The 24,172-nt window shown below is 58.7% G+C and carries 24 protein-coding genes, 2 tRNA genes and 1 other RNA gene; 11 read left to right on the top strand and 16 right to left on the bottom strand.

The window, feature by feature from the left end; genetic code table 11:
- Nucleotides 1-63 precede the first annotated feature (63 nt).
- From AXK12_RS08815 to AXK12_RS02420, 5 genes are all read right to left on the bottom strand, one after another.
- Nucleotides 64-723, bottom strand: coding sequence for a leucine-rich repeat domain-containing protein (locus AXK12_RS08815; RefSeq protein ID WP_156468799.1), 660 nt, complete (start codon nt 721-723; stop codon nt 64-66).
- A 165-nt stretch (nt 724-888) separates the two neighbouring features.
- A complete protein-coding gene (locus AXK12_RS08440; protein WP_082782580.1) occupies nt 889-1,536 on the bottom strand; it encodes a leucine-rich repeat domain-containing protein in 648 nt (215 codons plus the stop codon).
- A gap of 248 nt (nt 1,537-1,784) precedes the next feature.
- Nucleotides 1,785-2,139, bottom strand: a transfer-messenger RNA (tmRNA) gene (gene ssrA, locus AXK12_RS02435).
- Nucleotides 2,140-2,783: 644 nt separating this feature from the next.
- Entirely contained in the window at nt 2,784-3,500 is a 717-nt protein-coding gene (locus AXK12_RS02430) for a hypothetical protein (protein ID WP_068711180.1), read from the bottom strand.
- 390 nt (nt 3,501-3,890) lie between these two features.
- Entirely contained in the window at nt 3,891-4,886 is a 996-nt protein-coding gene (locus tag AXK12_RS02420; protein WP_068711178.1) for a malate dehydrogenase, read from the bottom strand.
- Between the two features lie 352 nt (nt 4,887-5,238).
- Between AXK12_RS02420 and AXK12_RS02415 the strand changes: the two genes are divergently transcribed.
- The 4 genes from AXK12_RS02415 to AXK12_RS02400 all read left to right on the top strand — a co-directional run bounded on the left by AXK12_RS02415 (nt 5,239) and on the right by AXK12_RS02400 (nt 8,121).
- Nucleotides 5,239-5,634 carry a cyclophilin-like fold protein gene (locus AXK12_RS02415; RefSeq protein ID WP_068711177.1) on the top strand — a complete coding sequence of 132 codons (396 nt, stop codon included), beginning with the start codon at nt 5,239-5,241 and terminating at the stop codon, nt 5,632-5,634.
- A gap of 148 nt (nt 5,635-5,782) precedes the next feature.
- Nucleotides 5,783-6,406, top strand: a complete 624-nt coding sequence (locus tag AXK12_RS02410; RefSeq protein ID WP_068711176.1) for a transglutaminase-like domain-containing protein — start codon at nt 5,783-5,785, stop codon at nt 6,404-6,406.
- Between the two features lie 65 nt (nt 6,407-6,471).
- Nucleotides 6,472-7,635, top strand: coding sequence for a CHASE3 domain-containing protein (locus AXK12_RS02405; RefSeq protein ID WP_068711175.1), 1,164 nt, complete (start codon nt 6,472-6,474; stop codon nt 7,633-7,635).
- Nucleotides 7,636-7,749: 114 nt separating this feature from the next.
- Nucleotides 7,750-8,121, top strand: coding sequence for a response regulator (locus tag AXK12_RS02400; protein ID WP_068711174.1), 372 nt, complete (start codon nt 7,750-7,752; stop codon nt 8,119-8,121).
- 16 nt (nt 8,122-8,137) lie between these two features.
- Here the strand turns inward: AXK12_RS02400 and AXK12_RS02395 are convergent, their stop codons facing one another.
- Nucleotides 8,138-8,389, bottom strand: a complete 252-nt coding sequence (locus tag AXK12_RS02395) for a hypothetical protein (protein WP_156468798.1) — start codon at nt 8,387-8,389, stop codon at nt 8,138-8,140.
- Between the two features lie 355 nt (nt 8,390-8,744).
- Here AXK12_RS02395 and AXK12_RS02390 point away from each other — a divergent pair, with 355 nt between their 5' ends.
- The 3 genes from AXK12_RS02390 (at nt 8,745) to AXK12_RS02380 (ending at nt 11,172) form a co-directional block, all read left to right on the top strand.
- On the top strand, nt 8,745-9,803 hold the full coding sequence (locus AXK12_RS02390) for a Gfo/Idh/MocA family protein (protein ID WP_068711172.1): 1,059 nt from the start codon (nt 8,745-8,747) through the stop codon (nt 9,801-9,803).
- A 101-nt stretch (nt 9,804-9,904) separates the two neighbouring features.
- On the top strand, nt 9,905-10,552 hold the full coding sequence (locus tag AXK12_RS02385; RefSeq protein WP_068711171.1) for a DUF4878 domain-containing protein: 648 nt from the start codon (nt 9,905-9,907) through the stop codon (nt 10,550-10,552).
- Nucleotides 10,553-10,584: 32 nt separating this feature from the next.
- A complete protein-coding gene (locus AXK12_RS02380) occupies nt 10,585-11,172 on the top strand; it encodes a YiiX/YebB-like N1pC/P60 family cysteine hydrolase (protein WP_068711193.1) in 588 nt (195 codons plus the stop codon).
- A gap of 656 nt (nt 11,173-11,828) precedes the next feature.
- On the opposite strand, the gene AXK12_RS08810 is transcribed toward AXK12_RS02380, so the two are convergent.
- Together AXK12_RS08810 and AXK12_RS02375 are read right to left on the bottom strand one after the other, a co-directional pair.
- Entirely contained in the window at nt 11,829-12,890 is a 1,062-nt protein-coding gene (locus tag AXK12_RS08810) for a leucine-rich repeat domain-containing protein (RefSeq protein WP_156468797.1), read from the bottom strand.
- A gap of 763 nt (nt 12,891-13,653) precedes the next feature.
- Nucleotides 13,654-13,735 (bottom strand) — tRNA-Leu (locus tag AXK12_RS02375).
- A 126-nt stretch (nt 13,736-13,861) separates the two neighbouring features.
- Between AXK12_RS02375 and AXK12_RS02370 the strand changes: the two genes are divergently transcribed.
- On the top strand, nt 13,862-14,503 hold the full coding sequence (locus tag AXK12_RS02370) for a bifunctional 4-hydroxy-2-oxoglutarate aldolase/2-dehydro-3-deoxy-phosphogluconate aldolase (protein WP_068711170.1): 642 nt from the start codon (nt 13,862-13,864) through the stop codon (nt 14,501-14,503).
- Nucleotides 14,504-14,565: 62 nt separating this feature from the next.
- Here the strand turns inward: AXK12_RS02370 and AXK12_RS02365 are convergent, their stop codons facing one another.
- From AXK12_RS02365 to AXK12_RS02355, 3 genes are read right to left on the bottom strand one after another with little or no spacing between them, the layout of a single operon-like run.
- Nucleotides 14,566-15,303, bottom strand: a complete 738-nt coding sequence (locus tag AXK12_RS02365) for a hypothetical protein (RefSeq protein WP_068711169.1) — start codon at nt 15,301-15,303, stop codon at nt 14,566-14,568.
- Nucleotides 15,304-15,327: 24 nt separating this feature from the next.
- Nucleotides 15,328-16,419 carry a chorismate synthase gene (gene aroC, locus AXK12_RS02360; RefSeq protein ID WP_068711168.1) on the bottom strand — a complete coding sequence of 364 codons (1,092 nt, stop codon included), beginning with the start codon at nt 16,417-16,419 and terminating at the stop codon, nt 15,328-15,330.
- 23 nt (nt 16,420-16,442) lie between these two features.
- Nucleotides 16,443-17,504, bottom strand: a complete 1,062-nt coding sequence (locus AXK12_RS02355) for a helix-turn-helix transcriptional regulator (RefSeq protein ID WP_082782579.1) — start codon at nt 17,502-17,504, stop codon at nt 16,443-16,445.
- Between the two features lie 70 nt (nt 17,505-17,574).
- Here AXK12_RS02355 and AXK12_RS02350 point away from each other — a divergent pair, with 70 nt between their 5' ends.
- Nucleotides 17,575-18,273 (top strand): hypothetical protein, encoded by a 699-nt coding sequence (locus AXK12_RS02350; protein WP_068711166.1) that lies wholly within the window; start codon nt 17,575-17,577, stop codon nt 18,271-18,273.
- A gap of 14 nt (nt 18,274-18,287) precedes the next feature.
- Here AXK12_RS02350 and uxaC read toward each other — a convergent pair whose 3' ends face one another.
- From uxaC to AXK12_RS02335, 3 genes are all read right to left on the bottom strand, one after another.
- A complete protein-coding gene (gene uxaC / locus AXK12_RS02345; RefSeq protein ID WP_068711165.1) occupies nt 18,288-19,715 on the bottom strand; it encodes a glucuronate isomerase in 1,428 nt (475 codons plus the stop codon).
- Nucleotides 19,716-19,776: 61 nt separating this feature from the next.
- Complete coding sequence (locus AXK12_RS02340; protein WP_068711164.1) at nt 19,777-20,592, bottom strand: SDR family oxidoreductase; 816 nt, start codon at nt 20,590-20,592, stop codon at nt 19,777-19,779.
- Between the two features lie 169 nt (nt 20,593-20,761).
- A tRNA-Arg gene (locus AXK12_RS02335) sits at nt 20,762-20,835 on the bottom strand.
- A gap of 150 nt (nt 20,836-20,985) precedes the next feature.
- On the opposite strand from AXK12_RS02335, the gene rpsR reads away from it, so the two are divergent.
- Together rpsR and AXK12_RS02325 are read left to right on the top strand one after the other, a co-directional pair.
- Nucleotides 20,986-21,192, top strand: coding sequence for a bS18 family ribosomal protein (gene rpsR / locus AXK12_RS02330; RefSeq protein WP_068711163.1), 207 nt, complete (start codon nt 20,986-20,988; stop codon nt 21,190-21,192).
- Between the two features lie 94 nt (nt 21,193-21,286).
- Nucleotides 21,287-22,321, top strand: a complete 1,035-nt coding sequence (locus AXK12_RS02325; protein WP_068711192.1) for an L-threonylcarbamoyladenylate synthase — start codon at nt 21,287-21,289, stop codon at nt 22,319-22,321.
- A 51-nt stretch (nt 22,322-22,372) separates the two neighbouring features.
- On the opposite strand, the gene hisC is transcribed toward AXK12_RS02325, so the two are convergent.
- Both hisC and AXK12_RS02315 read right to left on the bottom strand, forming a co-directional pair.
- Nucleotides 22,373-23,488, bottom strand: a complete 1,116-nt coding sequence (gene hisC / locus AXK12_RS02320) for a histidinol-phosphate transaminase (protein ID WP_068711162.1) — start codon at nt 23,486-23,488, stop codon at nt 22,373-22,375.
- A gap of 26 nt (nt 23,489-23,514) precedes the next feature.
- Nucleotides 23,515-24,138: an HAD family hydrolase gene (locus tag AXK12_RS02315; protein WP_068711161.1), complete on the bottom strand. Its 624-nt coding sequence runs from the start codon at nt 24,136-24,138 to the stop codon at nt 23,515-23,517.
- Nucleotides 24,139-24,172: the final 34 nt, after the last annotated feature.

Genomic DNA, 24,172 nt, shown 5'->3' with positions numbered 1-24,172 from the left:
TTCAAACTGCGTAGTGGATTACCAGAGCAAACCAAGTCTGATAAAGCCGTATTTTACTTACATTCAAGGCCTTATGTACTTGCTAGCATAGCGCAAATCTAACAATTCCGTATGGTTGCGTAGATCCAAACTACCTTGTAGATGTTCATCACAATGCAGTCGTTCTAAAGCCCTATTTCTACTCAAATCCAAACTCGTTAGTTTATAATTATATTCACAATACAATTTTTCTAAAGCCGTATTTTTGCTTAAATCCAAACTGGTTAGTTCATTAGAACCACAGCTCAATATTTTTAAAGCTGTATTGTTTCTTAAATTCAAAATCGCTAGTTTATTAACCCGACAATCCAAATGGACTAAAGCCGTATTTCCCCTTATATCCAGAATATTCATTTTATTATTGCGACAATTCAACTTTAGTAAATCCGTATTCCTTCTTAGATCCAAACTGGTTAGTTCATTAAAGTTACAATCCAATCCTGTTATATTCACAAAGGCCTCAATTCCGGTAAGGTCGGAAATTCCTCTACTACTACAATTAATAGTTCCAGTAAAGGCCTGTGCTTCGGCTACCGAAATCTCACCATCACCGTTGGTGTTAATCTCAGGATTTCCAACTAAATACGCTTTGAAGTTCGAATCGGGGATATTTACGATTTCCCCTTGTGCAGTGATAAAACCCACAAGACCCACAAAAGCAGCAATAATAAACTTTATTTTCATTTTTTTAATTTTTAAAATTTATAATTTATGATGCCCGCCCCCATAAGGAGCGGCTATTTTTAGAGTATAATTGTATTAGTCCCGTTTTTAAGGTTCAAGCTACGTAGTGGATTACTAGAGCAAGCCAAGTCTGCTAAAGCCGTATTTTTATTTACACTCTAGCCCTTAGTCATTGCTAATATAGCTCAACTCCACTAATTCCGTATGGTTGCTTACATCCAAACTGCTTTGTAGATTAGCATCACAAATCAATCCTGTTAAAGCCGTATTCTGGCTTACATCCAAACTGCTTAGTTGATTGCTATAGCAATACAATATTTCTAAAGCCGGATTGCTGCTCACATCCAAACTCGTTAGTTTATTAAAACCACAACTCAATTTTTCTAAAGCCGTATTGCTGCTTACATCCAAGCTCGTTAGTTTATTCTCCCTGCAATCCAATTCCTCTAAAGCCGTATTCTTGCTTACATCCAAACTCGTTAGGTGATTGCCCCCACAATCCAAATAGGTTAAAGCTGTATTGTTGCTTACATCCAATAAAGATAGTTTATTAAGCCTGCAATCCAATCCTGTTATATTCACAAAGGCTTCAATTCCGGTAAGGTCGGAAATTCCTCTACCCCCACCGTTAATGGTTCCAGTAAAGGCCTGTGCTTCGGCTACCGAAATTTCCTTGTCGCCGTCGGTGTTAATCGCACGATTTTTAACTAAATAAGCTTTGAATCTCGGATCGGGGATATTTACGATTTCCCCTTGTGCAGTGATAAAACCCGCAAGGCCCACAAACGCAGCAATAATAAACTTTAGTTTCATTTTTTTTAATTTTTAAAATTTATGATATTTCCCGCCTCTATAAGGGACGGCTATTTTAATAGTATAACTGTATTTTTATAACACAAAATATTTTTTGTTTTATTTTTCCAATATACTTAAAAAACTAAAGGGAAACGCTGATTTTTCGCGTTTGGGACTTGGGGGGGGGCCAAATGAGCGGTGAGTGTTTTTGAGAAGCGTTAAGACTTGGGGGAGTTTTTTGGGTGAGGTAGAGCTGTGAGTAATCATGGTGGAGGTGGCGGGAGTTGAACCCGCGTCTTTTCGGCCTTCACGCGCCGCATCTACCGTCATAGTGCCCTATCACTCTCGCCCGAGCTCAGCTAGCGCACGCGCTTGAGCCCAAGGCCAACTCCCGGATGAAGATACCGTGTGCAGCCCGCGAGTCGCACCGCACACTATGCCTGCTGTCGTCGCCGGTTTCAGCTAGCAGGTGTCGCTGAGCCGACGTGGCTGAACTTAAGCAGCCAGGGGCATTTCTTCGAAGTTGCCATTTATGGTGTTGAAACGGGGATTTACGAGAGACGCTTCACTCTCGAACGGCAGCCACGCGCTCCACCCGAAAATCGAATCCAAAACACCCCCAAAATCATGATTTCGGAGAGACTGGTTGCCTTTCGTAAGAGCAAGTAACCCATCTCAAAGAACGCGAACAAGAGCGCAGACACTGCGCCGCTCTCCTCAAAACACAAGCGCGTTATCCGAAAAACTCGGCGCGGCAAGCCGAGGGGCTCACCAAAGCGCGGGCAATGCTCGCCGAGCTCCTCGGAGCCTAAAGCCCTCCCTGACTCCCACTCCTTTTCCCACTGCGCGTGGGGCGGCGGTCAGTGACCGCTTCCATTTAATTTGGGATTTCGCCGCGCGCTGTTGCGCGCCGACGAAATCCCAAATTTGAAAGCATTCCCCCTGTCGCGTTGCGACAGGAACGGAGGGCTTTCAAAATCACGATTGGTACTCGGACGCGAAGCAGCCGAGCCAAGCGCTCGGTAGAAAGGAACCCAAACTTAGAGGCGGGAGTTTACTGGTGATTTTTCCCACCTCGCCCAAACGGGTTATCACTCTACTTTCCCTTTTACTACTCTACCTGTCGCAACGCGACAGGGGATTGTCCTTTTCAGATTTTGGTTTCGCCTCTGCGCGTCGCGCAGAGGCGAAACCAAAATCTAAATGGTTGCAGGCACAGCCTGCCGCCCCACGCGTAGTGGAGCTCAGCTGTAATTGCGAAATAACTACTCGACTAGGCCGCGCAGCAATTCGCTCAAGCTGAAGGCCGAGCGCACAGCGGCGAACTCCTGTAAAAGCTCCAAGGGCGAACCCGCACGCGGGAAAATCATATCGATGCTTGCTCCCGTGCAACGCACACGCGCTTCGACTCCTGCGACTGCGATTTCGCACACGCTGCAATCCGAAGGATAAGTCACCCGTAGGGGCGAGTGGGCCGCGTTACCGACCTCGTCCAAACCTTCGACTGCATCGATCACTGCCTCGACCTGCACGCCCTTTTGCAGCGTGAACGACAATTCGGAAAACGTTCCCGCAAAGACTTCGTTAAAGGCGGCGTTGTGGAGCAGCTCGCTTGTTTTTGCGTCGAGCAGCGTTTGCCTAAAAAGGTAAAATTCGGGCGAGCTCGGCTCGAGCTCGTAAAAAAGCTCTAGCGAAAAATCCCGCGCGCTGAGCCGCGCGAGCCCGCCGTCGGCATCAATGCTTAGGGAAACCTCCCGTCGCTTGTAGCCCATCGCTTCACGCACTGCCTGAAACAAGGCCTCGCCCCGCTCCGCCAACTCGGGCGCACACAGTCGGGCGAGAAAGGCGTTGGTCGTTGCATTTGCCGAGTCGGGCAGCGTGTGGCGCTTCTTATTGAACCCGCTTAGCGATTTCACCGAAGCGCTTTCCAGACCGATGAAACGCAAATCGGCAATCACACTGGCGGGCATAGCGTTGGGCATAGGCCATTTCAATTGCAGCGCATGAGCCGAAGCGAACTGAAAACGACAAGGGCAGCAGGCTTTGAGACACAGCTCGCTGCGAGAAACCCATTACAGCCGAGCCCCACTACGCGAGCCGCGCTGCTGCGCTTTTTTTCCACTACGCGTGGGGCGGCAGGCTGTGCCTGCACCCGTTCAATTTGGGATTTCGACGCGCGCTGTTGCGCGCCAACGAAATCCCAAATTTGAAAGCATTCCACCCTGTGCGTTGCACAGGAACGGAGGGCTTATTCAAAATCACGATTTGCGGCCGGAGGCAACGCCTCCGGGCCAAATCGTGATTTAAATGGCAGTGGCGACACGCCACCGCACCACGCGCAGTGGGAAAAGGAGTGGGAGTCGGCGAGGGCGTTAGGTGCCGAGGAGCTCGGCGACCATTGCCCGCTCGTCGGTGAGCTCCTTGTTAGTCGCGGCGATTTTGGACTTCGCGAAGTCGTCCATCGCGTAGCCTTCGATAATTTCGTAGCTGCCGGGAGTCGTGGTGCGCACGGGCACGCCGGCCCACACATTGGCATCGAAGCCGTAGTGCGTCGCGCCCTTAACGGCGACCGAGTGAATGGCGCCCGGCGTCATCAGGTCGTGAACGTGGTCGACGAGTGCGTTGGCCGCTGAGGCGGCTGAGGAGAGCCCGCGTGCGGCGATGATCGCGGCACCGCGTTTGCCGACGGTTTCGCAAAACTCGCCTTGGAGCCAAGCGTCGTCGCCGATGACCTCGCGGGCGGCTTTACCGCCGATCGTCGCTTGCGCGAAGGCGGGGAACATCGTGGGGCTGTGGTTGCCGTAGATGAAAATGCTTTGAACCTCGGTAAGCGCGACGCCGGCCTTTTTGGCGAGCTGGGCTTGGGCGCGATTTTGGTCGAGCCGCACCATCGCGGTGAAGCGATCGGGGGTGAGTCGGCGCGCTTTCGAGGCGGCGATCATACAGTTGGTGTTGGCGGGGTTGCCCACGACGGCCACGCGGGCATCTTCGGCGGCGACTTCGTCGATGATCTGGCCCTGCACGGTGAAGATCTTGCCATTGTCCTTGAGGAGGTCGGCGCGCTCCATGCCCGGCCCACGCGGCTTTGCGCCGACGAGCAGCGACCAATTCGCGTCCTTAAACGCGACGCGCGGATCGTCACTGAGCACGAGTCCGCGCAGCAGCGGGAAGGCGCAGTCGTCGAGCTCCATCGCCACCCCTTCGAGGGCCTTCATCGCCTTCTCGTTAGGGATTTCCAAAAGCTGGAGGATGACCGGCTGCTCGGGGCCAAACATCGCCCCTGAGGCGATGCGAAATAGCAGCGAGTAGGAGATTTGGCCGGCGGCACCAGTCACCGCGACGCGTAGGGGAGTTTTCGTTTGAGTCATGGGTAACACGCTTGCCTAACGAAACTCGCCGCGAGCGCACGGAGTTTTTACAAAAACCGCGCCTTAAATGCGCAGTATTCGCTGCGCTACCACGGTCTCCACGCAGCACTTATTGCTCAAAAAAACGAGACGCCAGCGCCATTTACGAAGCCGCCGCCTAGAGGAATAGGCAAGAAACACAGCGTATCGGACTAGCCCTTCGGCGCAGCGGATTTGGTAAACTCGCCCCATGCCAGCCACGCCACACACTGAGCACAGCCGCACTCTTCCGCTGAGCCGCTTCGCCAAAATCCTCTGCCTGCTGTTCGCAATAACCCCGTTTTCCGCACGGCCGGAATCTGAAACTGCCCCTATGAAAATCCTGCTCAAAACTGCCAGCACCACCTTAGCCGCAACGCTGCTCGACACGCCCACCGCCCGCGACCTTTTCGCACAACTGCCTCTCACGCTCGACCTAAACGACTACGCCGGCACGGAGAAAATCGCCTATTTGCCGCGCAAGCTCACAACCCACGACGCCCCCGCAGGCAGCGACCCGGAGCTGGGCTCTGTCGCCTACTACGCGCCTTGGGGAAACCTCGCCCTCTTTTACAAAGACTTCGGCTACTCGCGCGGGCTGATCCTCCTCGGCTCAATCGAGGGCGACGCTATCGCCACTCTCGCCCGCCTGCCCAACGGCAAACTTACCCTCGAGCGGGCCGGTTCCCCCTCTGACCGCAGCGAGCCAGACTGCCTTGGGGCTGAGTAGGGTCGCGCCAGCGTAAATGGCTGCGGTCACTGACCGCCTCTCCCGCCCGCCCAAAACTTTACGCTCAGTAAGGCCCCCTACGCTCCCCACAATAGCCCCGGAGAAAACACACTGGAAATTGCCGCGCTAGGCGGCACAACTGGCGCGCATGTCGTCGCCTGCCCCCCGCGCTCTGCTGCCGCGCCATCGCCCCCGAACCACGCTCGCGCGGACAGCGTTTCCCCTCGGCGCACTCGCGCTCGTGGCAGCACTCGTGACGCTAGCAGGCACAGCGCTTCGGGCCGTGACGCTCGACGAATTGCTCAATGACCCAAAGATGACGCCCAAGCGCTTTGCCGATCACTTCACCGACTTCCGCTTTGATAGCGACCCCTTCTTCGATGTCATCAACCCCAACCAGTTTCTCGCGCAAGAAGCCGGCGACTGCATCGACTACGCCGCACTCGCCGACTACGTCCTCAAACACCACGGCTATAAAACCCGCCTCATCCGCGTAGAAATGGCCGGCTACAAAGCCGGCCACGCTATCTGCTATGTGGATGACTCCCGCGTGTACCTCGACTACAACAACCGCAGTTACTTCTTTAACCTCACCAAGTCCAAGCCCCGCATTCGCGAGGTCGCTAACAAAGTCGCCGCCTCCTTTCGTGCCAACTGGACCTTCGCCCAAGAGTTCACCTTTAGCTACGACGACTACCTCAAGCGCGCCGTTTACACCGTTGTAAAAACCCGCCCCCCACACCTCGACCCCGACGCCAAACGCTACCCCTAAACGCACGGCCTATCACCACCGCCGCTACGCCCCAACTCACCGCCACCGCACACGCCTCACACGTCATGAAAGACGCCACCCTCAAACGCCTCGCCTACGTCTTCCTCTTTATTAGCGCGGTACTCATCGCCATCGCGCTCCTCGCCGTGCGCAACATCCGGCTCACCGCCGAAGCCAGCGACTGGGTAAACCACACGCACTCGCTCATTGACCGCATCGACAACACACGCAGCGGGCTCCTCCGCAGTGAAGCCTGCCTGCGCGCCTATGCCGCCACTGGCGAGTCGGGAGACCTGCTCACCCTCAACCGCGCCCTAGGCGCCATGCGCAGCGAGCTCGAGCTCGCGCTCCTCATGGCCGACGAGCACAGCGAGCCCGAGCTGCACGCACGCCTCCAGGAAATCGACTCCCTGAGCGAATCGCACACCGAAGTCGCGCGCAAAATCGTCACCGCCCGCCAAGCCAAGACCCTCCCCACCCTGCGCCACGAGCTAGACAGCTTCGCACGCTCCGACACGCTCGGCCAGATCGAGCAAGGCCTCGCCTATGTAAAGTCCGAGCTCCTCACACGCCTGACCGAGCGCGACACCCAGCTCTACCTCCAAGTCCAGTCCACCCGCTGGTCCATCTGGTCGGGCGTTGTCCTCGACCTGCTCCTCCTCGGAGCGGCTGGCTGGCTCATCCGCGACGACCTCGCCAACCGCCGCCGCGCCGCCACCGCCCTCGAAGAGGCAAACGCCCAACTCGAAGTAAAAGTCCAAGAACGCACTGCCGAACTCCAAGCGGCCAACCAACAACTCTCGCTCGACAACCTCGAACGCCAGTGGGCCAACCAAGCCCTCGAGCACCAGCTCCACTATAACCACCGCATCGTCGAGTGCATCAGCGACCTCGTTATCGTCCTCACCAAAGCCGGACACATCACCCGCGTGAATACGGCTGTGCTGCGCTTCAGCGGCTGGGACGCCGCCGAACTGGTCAAGGAACCCTTCGACAAACTCGTGCGCCTCACCGGCACGGGCGAAACCCCCAGCGCCCCCAGCCCCGACGCGCTCAACAAACGCATCGCCGATGCGATGAAAGACGGGCGCGACCTCGTCGACCAAGCCGGCCTCGCCCTAGGCAGCGAGGGCCGCGAAGCCCATGCCCGCGTCTCGCTCTACCCCTTGCGCGATCAAAACAAAATCATCGGCGGCATCCTCACCCTGCGCCTCACCGCACACAGCTAAACGCACCCGCGCCCACACAGCCACGACTTGCCGCGAGCGCACAGCCGCGCCGCACCGCCCAACCCCCAACCCTGTTTCCACACCCAACACCCACTACTTGGAACGGCAGAGCTTATGAAACCACAGTACCTCCTTCTCATCGACGACGAAGCCCCCATCCGCGACCTCCTCAGCCACTTCCTCAAGACCAACGGCTACCGCGTGCACGCCGCCTCCGGCGTGCACGAAGCCCTGCGCGAAGTGCGCAAAGAAGCACCCGACCTCGTCATCTCTGACCTCCAACTCGACGACGGCGATGGCTTCGAGATGATTAAAGAAATCAAAACCCTCTGCCCCACCACCCCCGTCATCCTACTCACCGGCGTGCTCTTCGACGGCGAAGTCGTCGACAAAACCCTCAAGGACTTGATCGACCGCTACCTCGAAAAAACCACACCGCTCACGAAGATCGCCGAGACCGTGAAAGAGCTCCTCCCCGCAACCTGAAACACGCCCCGGCCGCTCACCACTTTTGAGCGCCCAAGCCCAGCGTCGTGAATGCCCTAGGAGCGGCTCCCGTTTCAAACGCGCGCAGACCCGAGCCGGAGCACTTTTCCACTACGCGTGGGGCGGCAGCGTGTCGCTGCACCCGTTTACCGAGCGCTTGGCTGCCGTGCATGCGCACGGCAGCCAAGCGCTCGGTAGAAAGGAACCCAAACTTGGAGGCGGAGAGTTTACTGGTGATTTTCCCCACTTCGCCCAAACGGGTTATCACTCCCTGTCGCAACGCGACAGGGGGAATGCTTTCAAATTTGGGATTTCGCTTTCGCGCGATAGCGCGAGGCGAAATCCCAAATTGAACGGGTGCAGGCACAGCCTGCCGCCCCACGCGTAGTGGGAAAAAAGCGTATTAGCGCGGCGCGCGTTTGAAAACGCGAAGCATCTGGCTCGCGGCTCGCCACTCACGTGTGCTGCGCACGCTCGCCGCAGGCCCCTATGAGCAGTACCACGTAAGCACGCCCACTTGCATTCGCTTACACGCTCTGCATCAGTCGCTGCTCCCCCACACACAGCGCGGCTCCTCTTTCCCCTGCCCGAGCAGCGCCCTCGCTCTATCCCTTCCTCTCCCCATGTTAAACATAGCCGTCATCGGATGTGGCGTCATTGCGCAGCAACACCTGCGCGGGATTGCCAAACTCAAAACCGCCCGCGCAGTCGCCGTTTGCGACGTGCGCCCCGAAGTTGCGCAAAAGACCGCGCAAGACCACGCAGTGCCCCGCTGGAGCACCGACGCGAGCGAGCTCTTCGCCGACCCCGAGATTCACGCCGTCATCCTCGCCCTCCCCACAAACCTGCGCACGCCCCTCGCGCTCGAAGCCTTTAAACACGGCAAGCACGTCCTCGTTGAAAAACCCGTGGCGATGAACCTCGCCGAAGCTCGCACGCTCGTCGAAGCTCAAGGCGACCGTGTCGGGGCCTGCTGCTCATCGCGCTTCCGCTCGTTCGCCTCCGCCAAGGCCGCGGCCGATTATATCCGCGGGGGCGGACTCGGCACCATTCGCACTATCACCTGCCGCGCTGTCTTTAAGCCCGCCGACGACGCCCCGACCTCTCCGCCACCGCCTTGGCGCTTGCGCCGTGACCTCAACGGCGGCGGCATCTTCGTCAACTGGGGCTGCTACGACCTCGACTACCTACTCGGCATGCTCGACTTCCAGCTTACCCCGCAGTTCGCCCTAGCCAAAGCGTGGCCCGTACCCACCGCCTTCAAGGCCTACGCCGCCGAAGGCTCCGACGCCGAGACACACATCACCGCGCTGGTCACCTTCGCCGAAGGCTGCGTCCTCACTTACGAACGCGCCGAGTTCTCCTCACTGCCCCCGACCACCCTCTGGCAAATCTGCGGAGATAAAGGCGCGCTCGACCTGAAAATGCTGGAGCCGACCCAGAGTAACATCGTGCTGACCGAGCCCCGCCAAGGCGGCGGCATCCAGACCCGCGTCCTTTGGGAAGGCGAGCCCGGTACCCGAGGCCACGAGCACGACGAAGTCGTTCGCGACTTTGTCGAAGCCATCGTAGATAAGCGCAAACCCAACACCACGCTCAAAGAAGCCCTGCTCTTCGCCCGCATCGCTGACAAACTCTACGAATCAATCGACACCGGCTCCCCCGTGTCCTTCGCGGAGTAAGCCCGCTCAATTCAGCGCGCCACGAACGCGCCGAGTTCTCCTCACTGCCCCCGAGCACCGTCTGGCAAATCTGCGGAGATAAAGGCGCGCTCGACCTGAAGATGCTCGAACCCACGCAGAGTAACATCGTGCGCACCGAGCCGCGCCAAGCTGACGGCATCCAAACCCCAATGCGCTCATCGCGAAAATTGACTTCGCACAATCTGTACAGCATTACTCGCGCCGACGCTGTTTCTTTAGCTACCTTATCCCTCTACTTAACAGGAGTTTTTATGTCTGCTACCCGCCTCATCCGCCTCTTCTGGCTGTCATTGACTGTATTGGCGCTGACCGCCTGCGGCGCGTCCGACAAGCCCGAAGACGTCGCACAAGCCTATTACAAAGCTGCCGCCGCGGCCAACGTTGACGCCGTCCTCAAGCTCATGTATTTTAAAGAAACTCCCGCCGATCAAATGGCGCAGGCCAAAGGCAAGGTGAATACGATGATCAACGAAATCGCCGGGCGGGCTAGGGCTAACGACGGCCTGAAAAAAATCGAGGTGCTGGAAACCAGCTTCGAAAAAGAAAACGAGGCCAAGGTGAAGGTGAAGGTGACCTTCGGCAACGGCAAAGAGCATACCGAATCGGTTGAGTTGCTCCGCAATGACAAAAAATGGCAGGTGCGTATTTGGGTAAGGATGCGCCCTGAACAAGCCGAGTGGCCAAGTAGGCGCGGCGAATCGCCCGAGGCCGCAACACCTGCGGTGTGAGTACTTTACTCCTTGTTCCGCGCTCCCTGGTAATGCTGCGCCGCCATCTGTTGGCGGGCTTGGCATTGTCGCTCCTCGCGGTATTGCTGCCCGCCACATGTGCGCAAGCGCTTCCCCCCGAGGCCCAACCCGGCGACCTGATATTTCGGCGCGGCACGAGTTTGGATAGCGCCGTGGTGCTCAGCGTAGACGGCGGCGAATTCAGCCACGTCGGCATGCTGCTCGGCGCGCCCGGCGCCTGGCAGGTAATACACGCCGTACCGTCCGAGGTCCCCGGCCGCGACGATGGCGTGGTTATCGATGAGCTCGCGTTTTTCCTCGACCCCGCTCGCAGCCAGACCCACGCCGTCTATCACGTACAAGCGTCACCGGAACAACGCGCGCAAGCCATCGAGCAGGCACTGGCTGCGCGCGGGTTAACGTTTCGCTTGGCCGACCCGGCAGGCACCTACTGCACCCTGCTCATCTGGCGGGCCTGGTTAGACGCCGGACTGGACTTGGAGGTCAGTTTCACCCCACTGACCTTGCCGCTTATGCAGGGCGACTACCTGCTGCCCGGCCCGCTGGCACGCTCGCGGCATTTGCGACGAGGGGATCCCGAGCAGGCGCAAACCCGTTGAGGACACTGTGCCAAAGCCAACGCGGCAATGACGGGTCGGCACAAACTCTACGAGTCAATCGATACCGGCTCCCCCGTGTCCTTCGCGGACTAAGCCCGCGTCTCCTTCGCCGATCAGGTCCGTTCAATTCAGCGCGCCACGAGCGCAGCCTCAGGCTGTTTTATTTGACGGCGGGCTCGTTGCCCCGCCGTCCATCGCCACTACGCGTGGGGCGGCAGCGTGTCGCTGCACCCATTTACAGAGCCGCTTGGTTGCCGTGCATTCGCACAGCAGCCAAGCGTCCCTGTGAAAAGGAGCCCAAATTTTGGGACGAAGCTTTACTGGTGATTTTTCCCACCTCGCCCAAACGGGTTATCACTCTACTTTCCATTCCTCTCCCTGTCGCAACGCGACAGGGGGGAATGCTTTCAAATTTGGGGATTTCGCTTTCGCGCGATAGCGCGATGGGAAATCCCAAATTGAATGGAAGCGGTCACTGACCGCCGCCCCACGCGTAGTGGGAAAGTGCCTCACGCGCAGTGGAGCTCTGTGGCCTTCTGACATTTACCTTGCATCGGCCCGCCCAATAAAAATCACCGGCGATGCGGCCATTTTCTTCGATAAGGAAATTTCAGGCTATGCTACGCCCGCTTTAATCGAAACTGGGCTTAACTCAATTAGTGAATAAAACGAGCCGTAACGTCTTTATAAAACGACCAATACGCGTTACTATACCCCACATCGTCCACCTCAATAAGACGAAGCTGGGGATTACCTCTTAGATCAATTTTATCAGCAGATATACTTTTATTATTTCCGTTTTTAAGGTTCAAATTGATTAGTTCATTAAAGGAACAATCCAATACTCTTAAAGCCTTATTGTGGTGTAAATCTAAACCACTTATTTGATTATCATGACAATCCAATACTGTTAAAGCCGCACTGCGCTGTACATCCAAACGACTTAGTTGATTATTATAACAAATCAATATTCTTAAAGCCGTATTACGGTCTACATACAAATCACTTAGGTGATTATTATGACAGTCCAATACTCTTAAAGCTTTATTGCTACTTACATCCAAACTACGCAGTTGATTTTCATGACAATCCAATACTGTTAAAGCCGTATTGCGGCTTACATCCAAATGACTTAGTTGATTATTATAACAAATTAATTCTGTCAAAACCGTATTGCGGCTTACAAACAAACTACTTAGTTGATTATTATGACAATCTAATACTCTTAAGGCCGTATTATGGTGTACATCCAAACGACTTAGCTGATTATCATGACAATCCAATACTGTTAAAGCCGCATTGCGGCGCACATCCAAATGACTTAGTTGATTATCATGGCAAAGCAATTCTGTTAAAGCCGTATTGCTACTTACATCCAAACGACTTAGTTCATTATCATGACAATCCAATACTCTTAAAACCGTATTGTGGCTTACATCCAAACTACGCAGTTGATTACCATAGCAAGCCAATAATTTTATATTAACAAAGGCTTCAATTCCGGAAAGGTTATAAATGTTTCTCCTACTACAGTCAATGACTCCAGTAAAGGCTTGTGCTTCGGCTACCGAAATTTCACCATCGCCGTTGGTGTTAATAGCACGGTTTTGAATTAAATACGCTTTAAAGTTCCGATCTGGGATGTTTACGTTTTGCCCTTGTGCAGTTATAAAACCGGCAAGCCCCACAAGGGCAGATACAAGAAGCTGTTTTTTCATTTTGTTTTAATTTGTTAATATGATTAAAAAACTAAAGAACCCCATTAATTTTTTACGTTTTGTAATTGGTGGTTCTCCCAAATGAGCGGTTAATGTTTCGGGGCGCAATCTTCTGGGGGAGGGTTTCAGATTTGGGAAAGGCGCAGGGGGCGGGAGGGCGGCACCCATCGCAGGTCAGAAAGCGTAGGCGGGGGCCTTCACCTAGCAAACAAGCGGGGCGAAAGGTGGGGGGAAATGCCTATTAGTCAAAATCGTTTTGGTGAAATCACTTAGTCTTTTGTCACAAATGAATTAACGGCGCATTCTCAGTGTCAGAAGTCACAAAGCTCCACTGCGCGTGGGGCGCAGCCGCAGGCTGTGTTTATTTGGCGGCGGGCTCGTTGGCCCGCCGTCCATCGCTGCAACCATTTACAGAGCCGCTTGGTTGCCGTGCATTCGCACAGCGGCCAAGCGGCTCTGTAGAAAGGAACCCAAACTTGGAGGAGGGAGTTTACTGGTGATTTTTCCCACCTCGCCCAAACGGGTTATCACTCTACTTTCCTCTCCCTGTCGCAACGCGACAGGGGGAATGCTTTCAAATTTGGGGATTGGTTTCGTCGCGAAGCGACGGGGCCAATCCCCAAATTGAATGGAAGCGGTCACTGACCGCCGCCCCACGCGTAGTGGAAAAGTGCCTCACGCGCAGTGGAGGGCTGTGGCCTTCTGGCATTTACTTCGCGGACGGTCGTGGGCCGTTTCCCTTTTGCGGGCTTGCCTGACGGCCTGCCCAGATCGGGACTCGAACCCGAACACCTTTCGGCACAGGCTTCTGAGACCTGCGTGTCTACCAATTCCACCACCTGGGCAAAGCGTCCTCGCGCCAAACGCGAGAGCGCGCCAAAGACAGCCGCAGCGCTTTCGCTGTGCAAGAATAATTGATTTTCCTCGCTCACGCCCCACAGCCCCGTTGCGTAAGCGCACCCCGATTTCTCATGAAAAAAGACGCCGTGCTTTCTAAACTCCGTGCCGAAAAAGTCGTCGCCCTGATCCGCGCCGAAAACTCTGACGGGCTCCTCGACTGCGCCAAAGCCCTCGCCGCTGGTGGACTCACCAGTATCGAGCTTACGATGACCACTCCGGGGGCGATTCGCATGCTTGAAAAGGCCACGACCGAGCTGCCGGACTTCCTCTTTGGCCTCGGCACCGTACTTGATGCCGAAACCGCGCGCGCCGGAATCCTCGCCGGAGCGAAATTCATCGTTACGCCCGCGCTCCGGCCCGATGTCATCACGCTATGCCGCCGCTACAGCGTGCCGATTTTCTGCGGCGCCTTTACTCCGACTGAAATCGTCAACGCGTGGGAGGCCGGAGCCGACGCCGCTAAAGTGTTCCCCGCCGAGTTCTTCGGCCCCGCCTATATCAAATCGATCAAAGGCCCGCTTCCGCAAATTGAGATCGTCCCCACCGGCGGCGTGACGCCTGCCAACGTAGCTGACTTTTTAAAGGCCGGCGCCTTTGCCACGGCGGCGGGCAGTTCACTCGTCGAGGCGAAGGCACTCAAAGAAAAGGACTGGGCCTCCATCACCGCTAAGGCGCGCGCCTTCGTCGAGGCGGTATCCGCAATCCCCGCCTAAGGCCAAGTGCCGGGCTGCCGCGGCCCTCAGCCGCCCTTAGCTGCCGCTGCGGCCAAGTGCCGCTACAGGCACTTGGCGATGTCGGGTATCTCGTGCAGGCGGCGACCGCCGGCCCGGCGCGCTAAGTAAAAATCCTCAGCGGGCGCACCGGCTTCGTCCGCATCGTCATCATCGCTGTCCGGCGTATCGGTTTCGATAATGAGCCCCTCGACTACCGGGTCTTCGCGCTCGTCAAAATACTGGCTGATACGCCGCGCCTGCGGCTCGATCACGACAAGCGGATTGGTGACTTGGCCCTTTTTCACGAACTCAAAGAGACAGGGATAAAACCGCTCAGCGTAGCGTTTTTTAAAATCCGACACCCAGCGGTTTTCCACTCCCTCACGATGGTTGAGCAGCACCACATCACTGAAGTGTACACAGGCATCGAACCACGGGAGCAGAGCCGGAGTGCTCGCCGCCAATTGGCAACTCACTACGCAGAGGATGCGCCCGAGCGCAGCCCCGTGCGCCTCAATCCACGGTTTTAGCGCTTCGACTTGGTCAACTGGATTTCGCCGCCCGTCAGCGACCACAAAGACCTGCGCCACAGCGCCCTGCGGCCAGTCTGGCCAAGTCTCCCCCATCACTTCAACGACGTGCGTACTCCCGCCGCCGCCCTCGCGCGCAACCGCAGCCAACTCGCTGGCGATGGCGTGCCGCCCCGAACCACTCGCCCCGAGGATGAAGTACACGAGCGGTTTCTGGGCATTCGCAGAAAATCCATCAGGCAGCGAATCGACGGGAAGGGCGGCGGTCATGGGAGCGGAAGCGATAGGGTTTTATTAAAACGGAAACGTCCGGTTCTGTGCGCTGTGGCGCATCCAGTGGTCGAGCAGTACGAGTGCCGCCATCGCCTCGACGATGGGCACGGCACGTGGCAGCACGCAGGGATCGTGCCGCCCACGCGCGGCGAGTTCGGTATTTTCTCCTCTGATCGTCACGGTCTGCTGCGGCTGCAAAATCGTGGCGGTCGGCTTAAAGGCCGTGCGGAAGAACAACTCCTCGCCGTTGCTAATGCCGCCCTGCACGCCACCCGAGCGATTACTCGTAGTGCGCACGCGGCCCTCGCGCATCACGAAGGGGTCGTTGTGCTCGGAGCCCTTTAGCTGCACGCCACCAAAACCGCTGCCAACCTCGAAGCCCTTACTTGCAGGGAGTGAGAGCATCGCCTTCGCAAGGTCGGCCTCCAAGCGGTCAAAAACCGGCTCGCCCAAGCCCACCGGTAGCCCGCGCACCCGGCACTCGACAACGCCGCCGACCGAGTCGCCCTGAGAGCGGACTTCTTTGATACGCGCAATCATCCGCTCCGCAGTCGCTGCGTCTGGGCAGCGCACCGCAGTCGCCTCGACCTCTGCCAAGCTCGGGAAATCCGCCCGCGCAGCCATCGCGATGTCGTGGACTTGCGCGACGTAGGCGCGGATTTCCACGCCGCCAGTTAGGCTCAAAATCTTTTTGGCAATCGCGCCCGCCGCCACGCGCCCGATCGTCTCGCGTGCCGAGCTGCGGCCCCCGCCGCGCGGATCCCGCCGCCCGTACTTCGTCTGGTAGGTGTAGTCGGCATGCGAGGGGCGGAATTTTTCGACCATCTCGTCGTAAGACGAGGGGCGTTGGTCGGTATTGCGCACAAGCAGCGAGAGGGGCGTGCCAGTCGTGCGGCCTTCATAGAGGCCGGAAAGGATTTCGAGCGCATCCGCTTCCTTGCGCGGAGTGACGATTGCGCTTTGCCCGGGGCGGCGCCTGTCGAGCTCCGCCTGAATCTCCGCCGCCGTAAGCGGCAGATTTGGCGGGCAACCATCAATCACTACGCCCACACCTGCGCCGTGGCTTTCGCCCCAAGTCGTAATCCGAAAAAGCGTTCCAAAACTGTTACCCATAGAGAGCCGCAAAGCTGGCTAGGCTACTTATAGATAGCGACGAGTTTTTTGGCGGTGGCCTGCATCTTTGTGCGCAGCTCAGGTGGCCCGAGCACTTCAGCATGCGCGCCCCAGCTCAAAACCCATTGTTCAACCTCTTCGAGGGCACCGAGCCGGAGGCTTAGCTCGAGCGTACCATCGGGGAGCGCACGCAGCTCCTGCGAGTCGTGCCACTCGCGCTCGCTGACACGCTCAGCTACGGTAGCGGAAAACCGGATACGCACCTGCCAATCTCCCGCACCGCCGAGTACTCCGAGTGCGTTGGCGAAAAACTGCTCTGGTGAGAAGTCCGCCGGTCGCTCAAAGTGCCGCCTCGCTCGCTTAAGCGCCGAGATTCGCGGCAGTGCAAAGGTCCGCAACGCCTGCCGGTCGAGGTCGTAGCCAATCAAGTACCAGAGGTTTTCGCGGTTCGCCAAATGGTAGGGGCGCACATGCCGAACGAGTGATGCGGGCTCGGCCCCTTTTTCCCCCGAGCTGGGCTCGGCACTGTGCGTGGTGGCGGCGCTCCCCGGCTTCCGGTACTCGAACTGAACTTCCTCCTGCTGCTGGACGGCAGTGCTGAGCGCGTTGAAAAGGGTGAGGTCGGTCTTACTCGTCCCGATGTTTTTAAAAGAGACGGCGTGGAACTCCTCACTCGGCGAAAAAGAAATCTGGTCGCGCAGGTTGCTGGTGAGTTTTTCAAACGCGATGGAGAGCTGCCGGTGAAAGGGCGTGCCCCGGTACTGCTCTAGTGCGCGCTGCGCGACGAGGAGAGCGAGGAGCTCCCCCTCGGTCACGTTTACGGTCGGGAAGGCTTCGACTTGGTGCGTATAACGATAGGTGTTGAGCTGCGGGTCGAATGCGATCGGCAGGTCGAGCCGGTCGCGCATGAAGGCGATGTCGCGGACAATGGTCTTACGCGAAACTTCGATCTGCTCGGCAAGCTGCGTGCCGTTCACACGTGCGCCACGGCGCAACTGAGCGTGGATTTTTAGCATACGCTCAAGCGGAGGCCGCGAGAGTTGCGAAGCGGCGGGAGCGGCAGTGCTGCGTGGAGCGGGAGGCATGCGGTTTTTTTTAGAGAAATTTCGTAGCCTAGGACAACCAATGTCCCACCCCACCCGCTAAGCTCTCGGCATGATCATCAATCCCCGCCCCGCCAACGCGCTTCGTCGCGCCTCCTTTATCTTAGGCACTGCGCGCAATTCGCGCCCTTCACGCCATTCACCCAAAGCGGTCGCGCTGCCGCTCTCTCTTCACTGGGCGCATTACGGCGTGCGGCATCGGATCACGGCATGGCCCGATGTGCGGCTCGAAAAAAACTACGACGGCGAGTGGATCCCCATCCGCCTGGATGCCGCGCTCTTGGAAAGCGCCTCGCTCGAGCTCAGTCGCCCCGGGCACGAAACGCACTGGGCCTGCTACCTCGGTTTCGTACCGCCGCCGGAGCGCGAGTTTATCGAAAACTTCGAGTTCAACCGCGTGAGTGCGCTCTTCGCTGCCGCACACTGCCCCGCGCTGCTTCCCGAGCTGCGGCGTACGCCAGTGCTCACGGTTTTTCTAGCAGAGCAATTTGAGCTTCGCGACACAGGCAGCGCGGCCTGGGCGCAGCTCGATGCCGTGTACGAACGAGCAGGGATCTGGGGCGTCCTCGAGTGGCTGGGCCTGCCCGCAACGACGCAGCCCCTGCACGCGCTGGGAGAGCTTGATTCGCCCGATTTGCCGCGTCGCTTTTTGGAGCGGCTCCGTGCCCAACTCTGGCAAGCGCCGCAGCCGCAGGCCCAAATCGCGCGGCCAGCACTCAGCACGCTTTTCGCCGAGCGGATCGCCGCATGACCCAGCTCGCGCCGCTACGCCGCGTAACTCGGCTCGAGCTCTAAGCGGAAGTAGTCGCGCGCATTCGCAAAGCAGATGTTGCGCACCATCCCGCCCACAAGTTCGCGGTCATCGGGCAGTTCGCCGCGCGCCATGTCGGCACCGAGCAGCCCACAAAGCGTTCTGCGGAAATACTCGTGGCGCGGATAGCTAAGAAAGCTGCGCGAGTCCGTGAGCATGCCGACGAAGCGGCTCAAGAGCCCAAGATTTGAGAGCGCGTTAATCTGCCACTCCATCGCTTCCTTTTGGTCGAGGAACCACCAGCCCGAGCCGAGCTGGATTTTCCCGGGGATGCTGCCGTCTTGGAAATTCCCAATCATCGCTCCGAAGACGTAGTTCTCGGCGGGGTTGAGGTTGTAAATGACCGTGCGCGGCAGCTCACCCGTCGCATCAAGCGAGTCGAGATAACGACTCAGTGCACTCGCTTGCGGCAGGTCGCCAATCGAATCGAAGCCGGTATCTGGGCCAAGCGCCGCAAGTAGGCGGCGGTTATTGTTTCGCAGCGCACCGAGATGCAGTTGTTTCGCCCAGCCGCGCCGCGCATCCCAGCGGCCAAACTCCAGCATGAGGTAAGCGCTAAACTTCGCGCATTCCTCGAGTGTGGCCGCGCGGCCCGCGCGCGCGTTTTTAAAAATCGCCGCCGCCTCCGCAGGAGTGCACGGCGCAGCAAAGGCCGCTTCCATCCCGTGGTCGGAGAGCCGACCGCCGACTTCGTGAAACGCCGCATGGCGGCGGTCGAGTGCCGTGAGAAAATCGTCGAACGAGTTGACCGGTATCCCCGCGGCGCCACCGAGCTTTTCGCACCACGCGTTAAACGCGACGGGCCGATCGACAATCAGCGCATTGTCGGGCCGGAAGGTCGGGTAGACTCGGGTCTTAATCGCCGCGCTGCGGTTGATTTCAGCGTGCGCCTCAAGTGAGCAGGCCGGGTCGTCAGTCGTGCAAACGACAGCGACTTTGTTGGCTGCGAGGATGTCGTGCACGCGCAGCCCCGCGAGCCGCTCGTTAGCCGCATCCCAAATCCGGTCCGCCGATTCGGAGTTAATCAGCTCGGTGATTCCAAAATAGCGGGCGAGCTCCAGATGCGACCAATGGTAGAGCGGATTGCGCAGCGTGTGAGGGACAGTCGCACACCACGCGGCAAACTTCTCGCGCGGCGAGGCGGCCCCCGTGATGAAGCGCTCGTCCACGCCGTTGGCCCGCATGGCACGCCACTTGTAGTGGTCGCCTCCGAGCCAGATCTCCGCGATGTCCTCAAACTGGTGATTCTCCAAAATCAGTCGCTGCGGGATGTGGCAGTGGTAGTCGTAGATCGGCTCGTTCTTGGCAAAATTATGGTAGAGGTCGCGCGCCGCATCCGTGTGGAGCAAAAAATCGTCGTGAATGAAGGGGGCTTTTTTCATGGGGAGAGAGATTAACGATAAGGGCGCGGCCGCGCGGGGGAGGAAAACACACTCACGCCTATCAAATCGTCATCGCGTGGTAGCCGCCATCGACGATCAACTCCTCCCCCGTGATAAAGGAGCCCGCCGCGTCGCTCGCGAGGAGCAGCGTCGCGCCGATGAGTTCGCGCGGCTCGCCGAAACGTTTCGCAGGCGTGTGCCCGAGGATGCTCGCCACACGCTCTGGGGTTAAGACCTTCCGGTTTTGCTCAGCGGGGAAAAACCCGGGGACAATTACGTTTACCCGCACCCCATGCGGGGCCCATTCGCGCGCGAGATTGAGCGAGAGATTGTGCACCGCACTCTTCGTCGCCGAGTAAGTAAAAACCCGCGAGAGCGGCACCACCGCCGACATCGAGCCGAGGTTAATAATTGCTCCACCCAGGCGACCGCTCTTGTCGCCGCCGCCCGCCGCCCGCTCGACGAGATACTTCCCGAACACTTGGCAGCCCAGGAAAACGCTCTTCAAATTCACCTGCACGATCCGCTCAAACTCCTCCTCCGTGATTTCAAAGAACGGCGTCGCCGAGTTCACCCCCGCACCGTTAATCACGATGTCGATCCGCCCACTGCGCGCGAGGACGGCATCGCGCAAGGCCTCGAGCTGGCTGCGGCTCGTCGCCTCCGCTGCGTGAAACCAGCCCTTGCCTCCGATCGCCGCGATTTTCTCAAGCCTGGCCTGTGCCTTATCCGCATTGCGCCCGACAAGGACGACCTCCGCACCCGCCCCGGCAAGCCCCTCCGCCATCGCACCACAAAGCTCGCCCGTCCCCCCAATCACGACCGCGACCTTACCGCTTAAGCCAAAAAGAGAGTTGAGGTAGTCTGGATGGGGCATGGTGGCACCTGTAGTAGGCGCTCGCGGCCACTACGCGAACGTGAAATAAAAACGGCCACGTTGCCCGCCTTCCTCAACTCCGACTGACCGCCCGCAACTGGAAGTGCAACTCGCAGCGCGCCGTAAAATGAAGCAGTCCGCGACTGTGAAGCCGCCTGCGACTGCGCGCTGGGGTCGGCGGGAGTCGAACCCACAACCCTCTCCTTAGGACGGAGCAGCTCTATCCAATTGAGCTACGACCCCAGTCAGCAGAAGCGTCATAAACGCGCAGAGGCTCGCCGCCGGTCAAGGCTGACCTGCTCGCCTGCGCTAGGAAAATGCGCAGTTGACAGCTCGGCGTGCGCCCGCGTCTGCTCCGTGCCCACTATTTTTGTCTCTCCCAGAAACGCATCCATGAGCACCTCCGAAGAAACGCAGTCCTCGCAACAGCAGAGCCTGACACCCGAGAAGTTCCCCTTCACCGCGCCCGAGCTGATGAGCCGCTACGTGACCGACACCGGCAAGATCCTCCCGCGCAAATACACGCACCTCTCCGCCAAGCAGCAGCGCGCCGTCACCCGCACCATCAAGCAATCGCGCAACACCTTGCTCGCGCTTTAAGCACTTATCCGCTCAGCCGCGCTCCAGCACACCACGCCGGGACTGCACAAAACGCAGCACCGGCTTTTTTGTGTCGCCACACCAACAACAGCCCATGCCTCGCTCGCCAACGCACGCCCCGCGCACCCGCATTTACCGCCCAACACCGCGCAACCTCGCACGGCTCGCGCGGCTCTTGCAGGCGGGCGAGCTCGTCGCAGTGCCGAGCGAGACCGTTTACGGGCTCGCCGCTCACGCGCTCGACGCCAGCGCTTGCGAAAAGATTTTTGCCGCCAAAGCCCGCCCCAAGACTGACCCCTTAATCGTCCACATCTGCGAACTGGCACAGCTCACCACGCTCGCGCATGCAGGGCCGCTCGCACAGAAACTCGCGGCCGCGTTTTGGCCCGGGCCACTCACACTCGTCCTTCCGAAAAGGCCCGCCGTGCCCGCAATCGTCACCGCCGGCCGCGACAGCGTGGCGGTCAGGATGCCGCAGCACCCACTTTTCCTCGCGCTGTTAAGCGCCTGCGCAGTCCCGCTCGCCGCGCCGAGTGCGAACCCTTTCGGCTACGTAAGCCCGACTCGCGCCGCACACGTAAAGGCGGGACTCGGCGGAAAAATCTTCGCAATCCTCGACGGTGGCCCCTGCGCAATCGGGCTCGAATCGACTATCCTCGACGCCCGCAACGAGCAACAGCTGCGAATCCTGCGACCGGGCGCGATCAGCGCAGCCGAGCTAAGCCAAGTCGCCGCTGTGCGGGTCGAGGACTTTTCCCAAACGCCCAACTCGAATGAGGTAGACGAATCGCCAAAAATCGCCCCCGGCTTACTCAGCCGCCACTACAGCCCGCGCGCACGCGTCGTCCTTTACGAAAAAATCCCGCCTAGGCTGGCGAGCGCAGCGCAGCCCGATGAGGCACTCCTCTATTTCCAAAAGCCGCCAGCCGACTGGCCCCGCACCGACGCCCACCGCGCTTGGCTAACGGACAACAACGACCAAGCCGAGGCCGCCCGGGCGCTCTTTGCCACACTGCGCACGCTCGACGCGCAGGGCTTCAAAACCATCCATGCCGAGCTCGCCCCTGAGGGGCCGCTAAGCACCGCAATCAACGACCGGCTCCGCCGCGCAGCTGCGAGCGCTCAGTGAGCTGCTTCCTTTGCTTTCACCTGAATCCGCCTCCGGTCAAAAGCGCGAAACCTAGCTCCTGGCCTTCGCCAAAAACTCGTCGAGCAGAGAGAGGAAACGCGCGTTCTGCGCAGCGGTGCCGACTGTTAGCCGAATCCACTCAGGCAGCCCGTAGCTGGCCACAGGGCGAACGATCATCCCCTGCGTCTGCATCCACTGAAAACAGCGCACGCCGTCGCCGACTTTCAGCAGGATGAAGTTTGCCGCACTCGCCACAAACTCGACGCCGCGCTCAGCCAAGCCCACCTCCAGTTGGCGCAGCCCGCGCGCATTCTCGCGACGGCAGCGTGCGACAAAATCCACGTCGTCGAGTGCGGCCCGCGCCGCCGCTTGAGAAATCGCATTCACATTAAACGGCTGGCGCACGCGGTTGAGGAGCCCCACCAGCTCTTCGCTCGCGTAACCGTAGCCAATCCGCAGCCCGGCTAATCCGTAAACCTTGGAAAAGGTGCGCAGGCAAATGACGTGCCGACCCTCAGCAATCAACTCGCACAAATCGGGAGCCGCAGCCGGGTCGAGGTATTCCGCATAGGCTTCGTCGATGCAGAGGACGACATGCGGGGGCAGTGCGCGCGCGAAGGCGAGAAGCTCGGCTTGGCTGTGTGCACGACCTGTCGGGTTATTCGGACTGGCGACGAATACGAGCCGCGTGTGGGCCGTGACGGCGGCGAGCATGGCATCTAGGTCGTGCGCGAAGTCCGCACGCATCGGCACCTCCACCGGCTTCGCGCCAAAGAGCAGCGAGACGAGCTTGTAGACGACAAACGCACAGCTCCCCATCACCACCTCGTCGCCCGGTCGCAGAAACGCATGACCGAGCAGCTCAATGATTTCGTTAGAGCCGTTACCCACGACGAATGCGCGCGGCGAGAGCTGCCAGTACGCGGCGAGCCGCGCACGTAGCGCGACACAGTCGCCGTCTGGGTACAGCTCGCTGTGTGTGAGGGCGTGCTGAGCAGCGGCTATCCCAAGCGGCGAAGGACCAAAGGGATTTTCGTTGGACGCGAGTTTCGTGATGTCCGCGACGGCCAGCCCGAGTTCACGCGCAACATCTTCTATCGGTTTCCCAGGCTCGTAAACGGGCTGCGTGGCGAGTTCGGGACGAGCGAGGGCAGAGAGTGTAGACATGATTTGGATACAGACAGAGAAGACCGCTAAGAGTTGCCAGAGAAACCCATGCCAAATCGCGGTGCAGACGGCACCTCGACCCAGCGCATGCCAGCAGCCTCCGCCGCACGAAAGCCCAACTCCGCGTCTTCAAAAACCAAGCAACGCTCGGGCGGCACACCCATTTTCTCGGCAGCCAGCAGAAAGGTATCGGGGGCCGGTTTGCCGCGCGCGACATCGTCGACCGTCACGACCACGGGGAAAAGCTCCGCCAGCCCGTGCGCTTGCAAGGTATCGCGGACGATGTGGCGCAACCCGCCCGAAGCGACACTGACCGGGCAGCCCTCGGCGGCCCGCGCCCGCGCAAACGCGATGACAGGCTCAATCAACTCCGTGTCGTGGATCATCTCGGCAAAGCGCAACTCCTTAGCATCGCGCACGGTGATCGGGTCGAAGCTCGTGCCGTAGTGTGCATTAAACGTTTGGACGACTTTCTCGGTAGGCGAGCCGCCCTGCGCGTAGAAAAGCGCCTCGTCCAACACCTCTTTTAGTCCGAAATCGTGCAGCGTATCGCGCCACGCGCAGTAGTGCTGCGGCATCGTGTCTACCAGCGTGCCGTCGAGATCGAAGATGAAGCCGGCAAAATCGCCTTCAGGGATAGTTAGCTGCATGGTCGCTGCAGAACGCAGCAGAATCTAGGGGCTC

It is taken from the genome of Cephaloticoccus capnophilus (assembly GCF_001580045.1).
Taxonomy (GTDB): Bacteria; Verrucomicrobiota; Verrucomicrobiia; order Opitutales; family Opitutaceae; genus Cephaloticoccus; species Cephaloticoccus capnophilus.
Note: the sequence above shows the minus strand (reverse complement) of the source record. Positions and strands in the feature narration are given on the sequence as shown.

Bases quoted from the DNA above. Each gene is read 5' to 3' on its own strand.
- AXK12_RS02420 (WP_068711178.1), bottom strand. From the start codon at position 4,886: ATGACTCAAACGAAAACTCCCCTACGCGTCGCGGTGACTGGTGCCGCC.
- AXK12_RS02430 (WP_068711180.1), bottom strand. From the start codon at position 3,500: ATGCCCAACGCTATGCCCGCCAGTGTGATTGCCGATTTGCGTTTCATC.
- hisC (WP_068711162.1), bottom strand. From the start codon at position 23,488: ATGTCTACACTCTCTGCCCTCGCTCGTCCCGAACTCGCCACGCAGCCC.
- AXK12_RS02365 (WP_068711169.1), bottom strand. From the start codon at position 15,303: ATGACCGCCGCCCTTCCCGTCGATTCGCTGCCTGATGGATTTTCTGCG.
- AXK12_RS02315 (WP_068711161.1), bottom strand. From the start codon at position 24,138: ATGCAGCTAACTATCCCTGAAGGCGATTTTGCCGGCTTCATCTTCGAT.
- AXK12_RS08815 (WP_156468799.1), bottom strand. From the start codon at position 723: ATGAAAATAAAGTTTATTATTGCTGCTTTTGTGGGTCTTGTGGGTTTT.
- uxaC (WP_068711165.1), bottom strand. From the start codon at position 19,715: ATGAAAAAAGCCCCCTTCATTCACGACGATTTTTTGCTCCACACGGAT.
- AXK12_RS02350 (WP_068711166.1), top strand. From the start codon at position 17,575: ATGATCATCAATCCCCGCCCCGCCAACGCGCTTCGTCGCGCCTCCTTT.
- AXK12_RS02380 (WP_068711193.1), top strand. From the start codon at position 10,585: ATGCTGCGCCGCCATCTGTTGGCGGGCTTGGCATTGTCGCTCCTCGCG.
- AXK12_RS02340 (WP_068711164.1), bottom strand. From the start codon at position 20,592: ATGCCCCATCCAGACTACCTCAACTCTCTTTTTGGCTTAAGCGGTAAG.
- aroC (WP_068711168.1), bottom strand. From the start codon at position 16,419: ATGGGTAACAGTTTTGGAACGCTTTTTCGGATTACGACTTGGGGCGAA.
- AXK12_RS02390 (WP_068711172.1), top strand. From the start codon at position 8,745: ATGTTAAACATAGCCGTCATCGGATGTGGCGTCATTGCGCAGCAACAC.
- AXK12_RS02405 (WP_068711175.1), top strand. From the start codon at position 6,472: ATGAAAGACGCCACCCTCAAACGCCTCGCCTACGTCTTCCTCTTTATT.
- AXK12_RS08810 (WP_156468797.1), bottom strand. From the start codon at position 12,890: ATGAAAAAACAGCTTCTTGTATCTGCCCTTGTGGGGCTTGCCGGTTTT.
- AXK12_RS02370 (WP_068711170.1), top strand. From the start codon at position 13,862: ATGAAAAAAGACGCCGTGCTTTCTAAACTCCGTGCCGAAAAAGTCGTC.
- AXK12_RS02325 (WP_068711192.1), top strand. From the start codon at position 21,287: ATGCCTCGCTCGCCAACGCACGCCCCGCGCACCCGCATTTACCGCCCA.
- AXK12_RS08440 (WP_082782580.1), bottom strand. From the start codon at position 1,536: ATGAAACTAAAGTTTATTATTGCTGCGTTTGTGGGCCTTGCGGGTTTT.
- AXK12_RS02410 (WP_068711176.1), top strand. From the start codon at position 5,783: ATGTCGTCGCCTGCCCCCCGCGCTCTGCTGCCGCGCCATCGCCCCCGA.
- AXK12_RS02355 (WP_082782579.1), bottom strand. From the start codon at position 17,504: ATGCCTCCCGCTCCACGCAGCACTGCCGCTCCCGCCGCTTCGCAACTC.
- rpsR (WP_068711163.1), top strand. From the start codon at position 20,986: ATGAGCACCTCCGAAGAAACGCAGTCCTCGCAACAGCAGAGCCTGACA.
- AXK12_RS02385 (WP_068711171.1), top strand. From the start codon at position 9,905: ATGCTCGAACCCACGCAGAGTAACATCGTGCGCACCGAGCCGCGCCAA.
- AXK12_RS02415 (WP_068711177.1), top strand. From the start codon at position 5,239: ATGAAAATCCTGCTCAAAACTGCCAGCACCACCTTAGCCGCAACGCTG.
- AXK12_RS02400 (WP_068711174.1), top strand. From the start codon at position 7,750: ATGAAACCACAGTACCTCCTTCTCATCGACGACGAAGCCCCCATCCGC.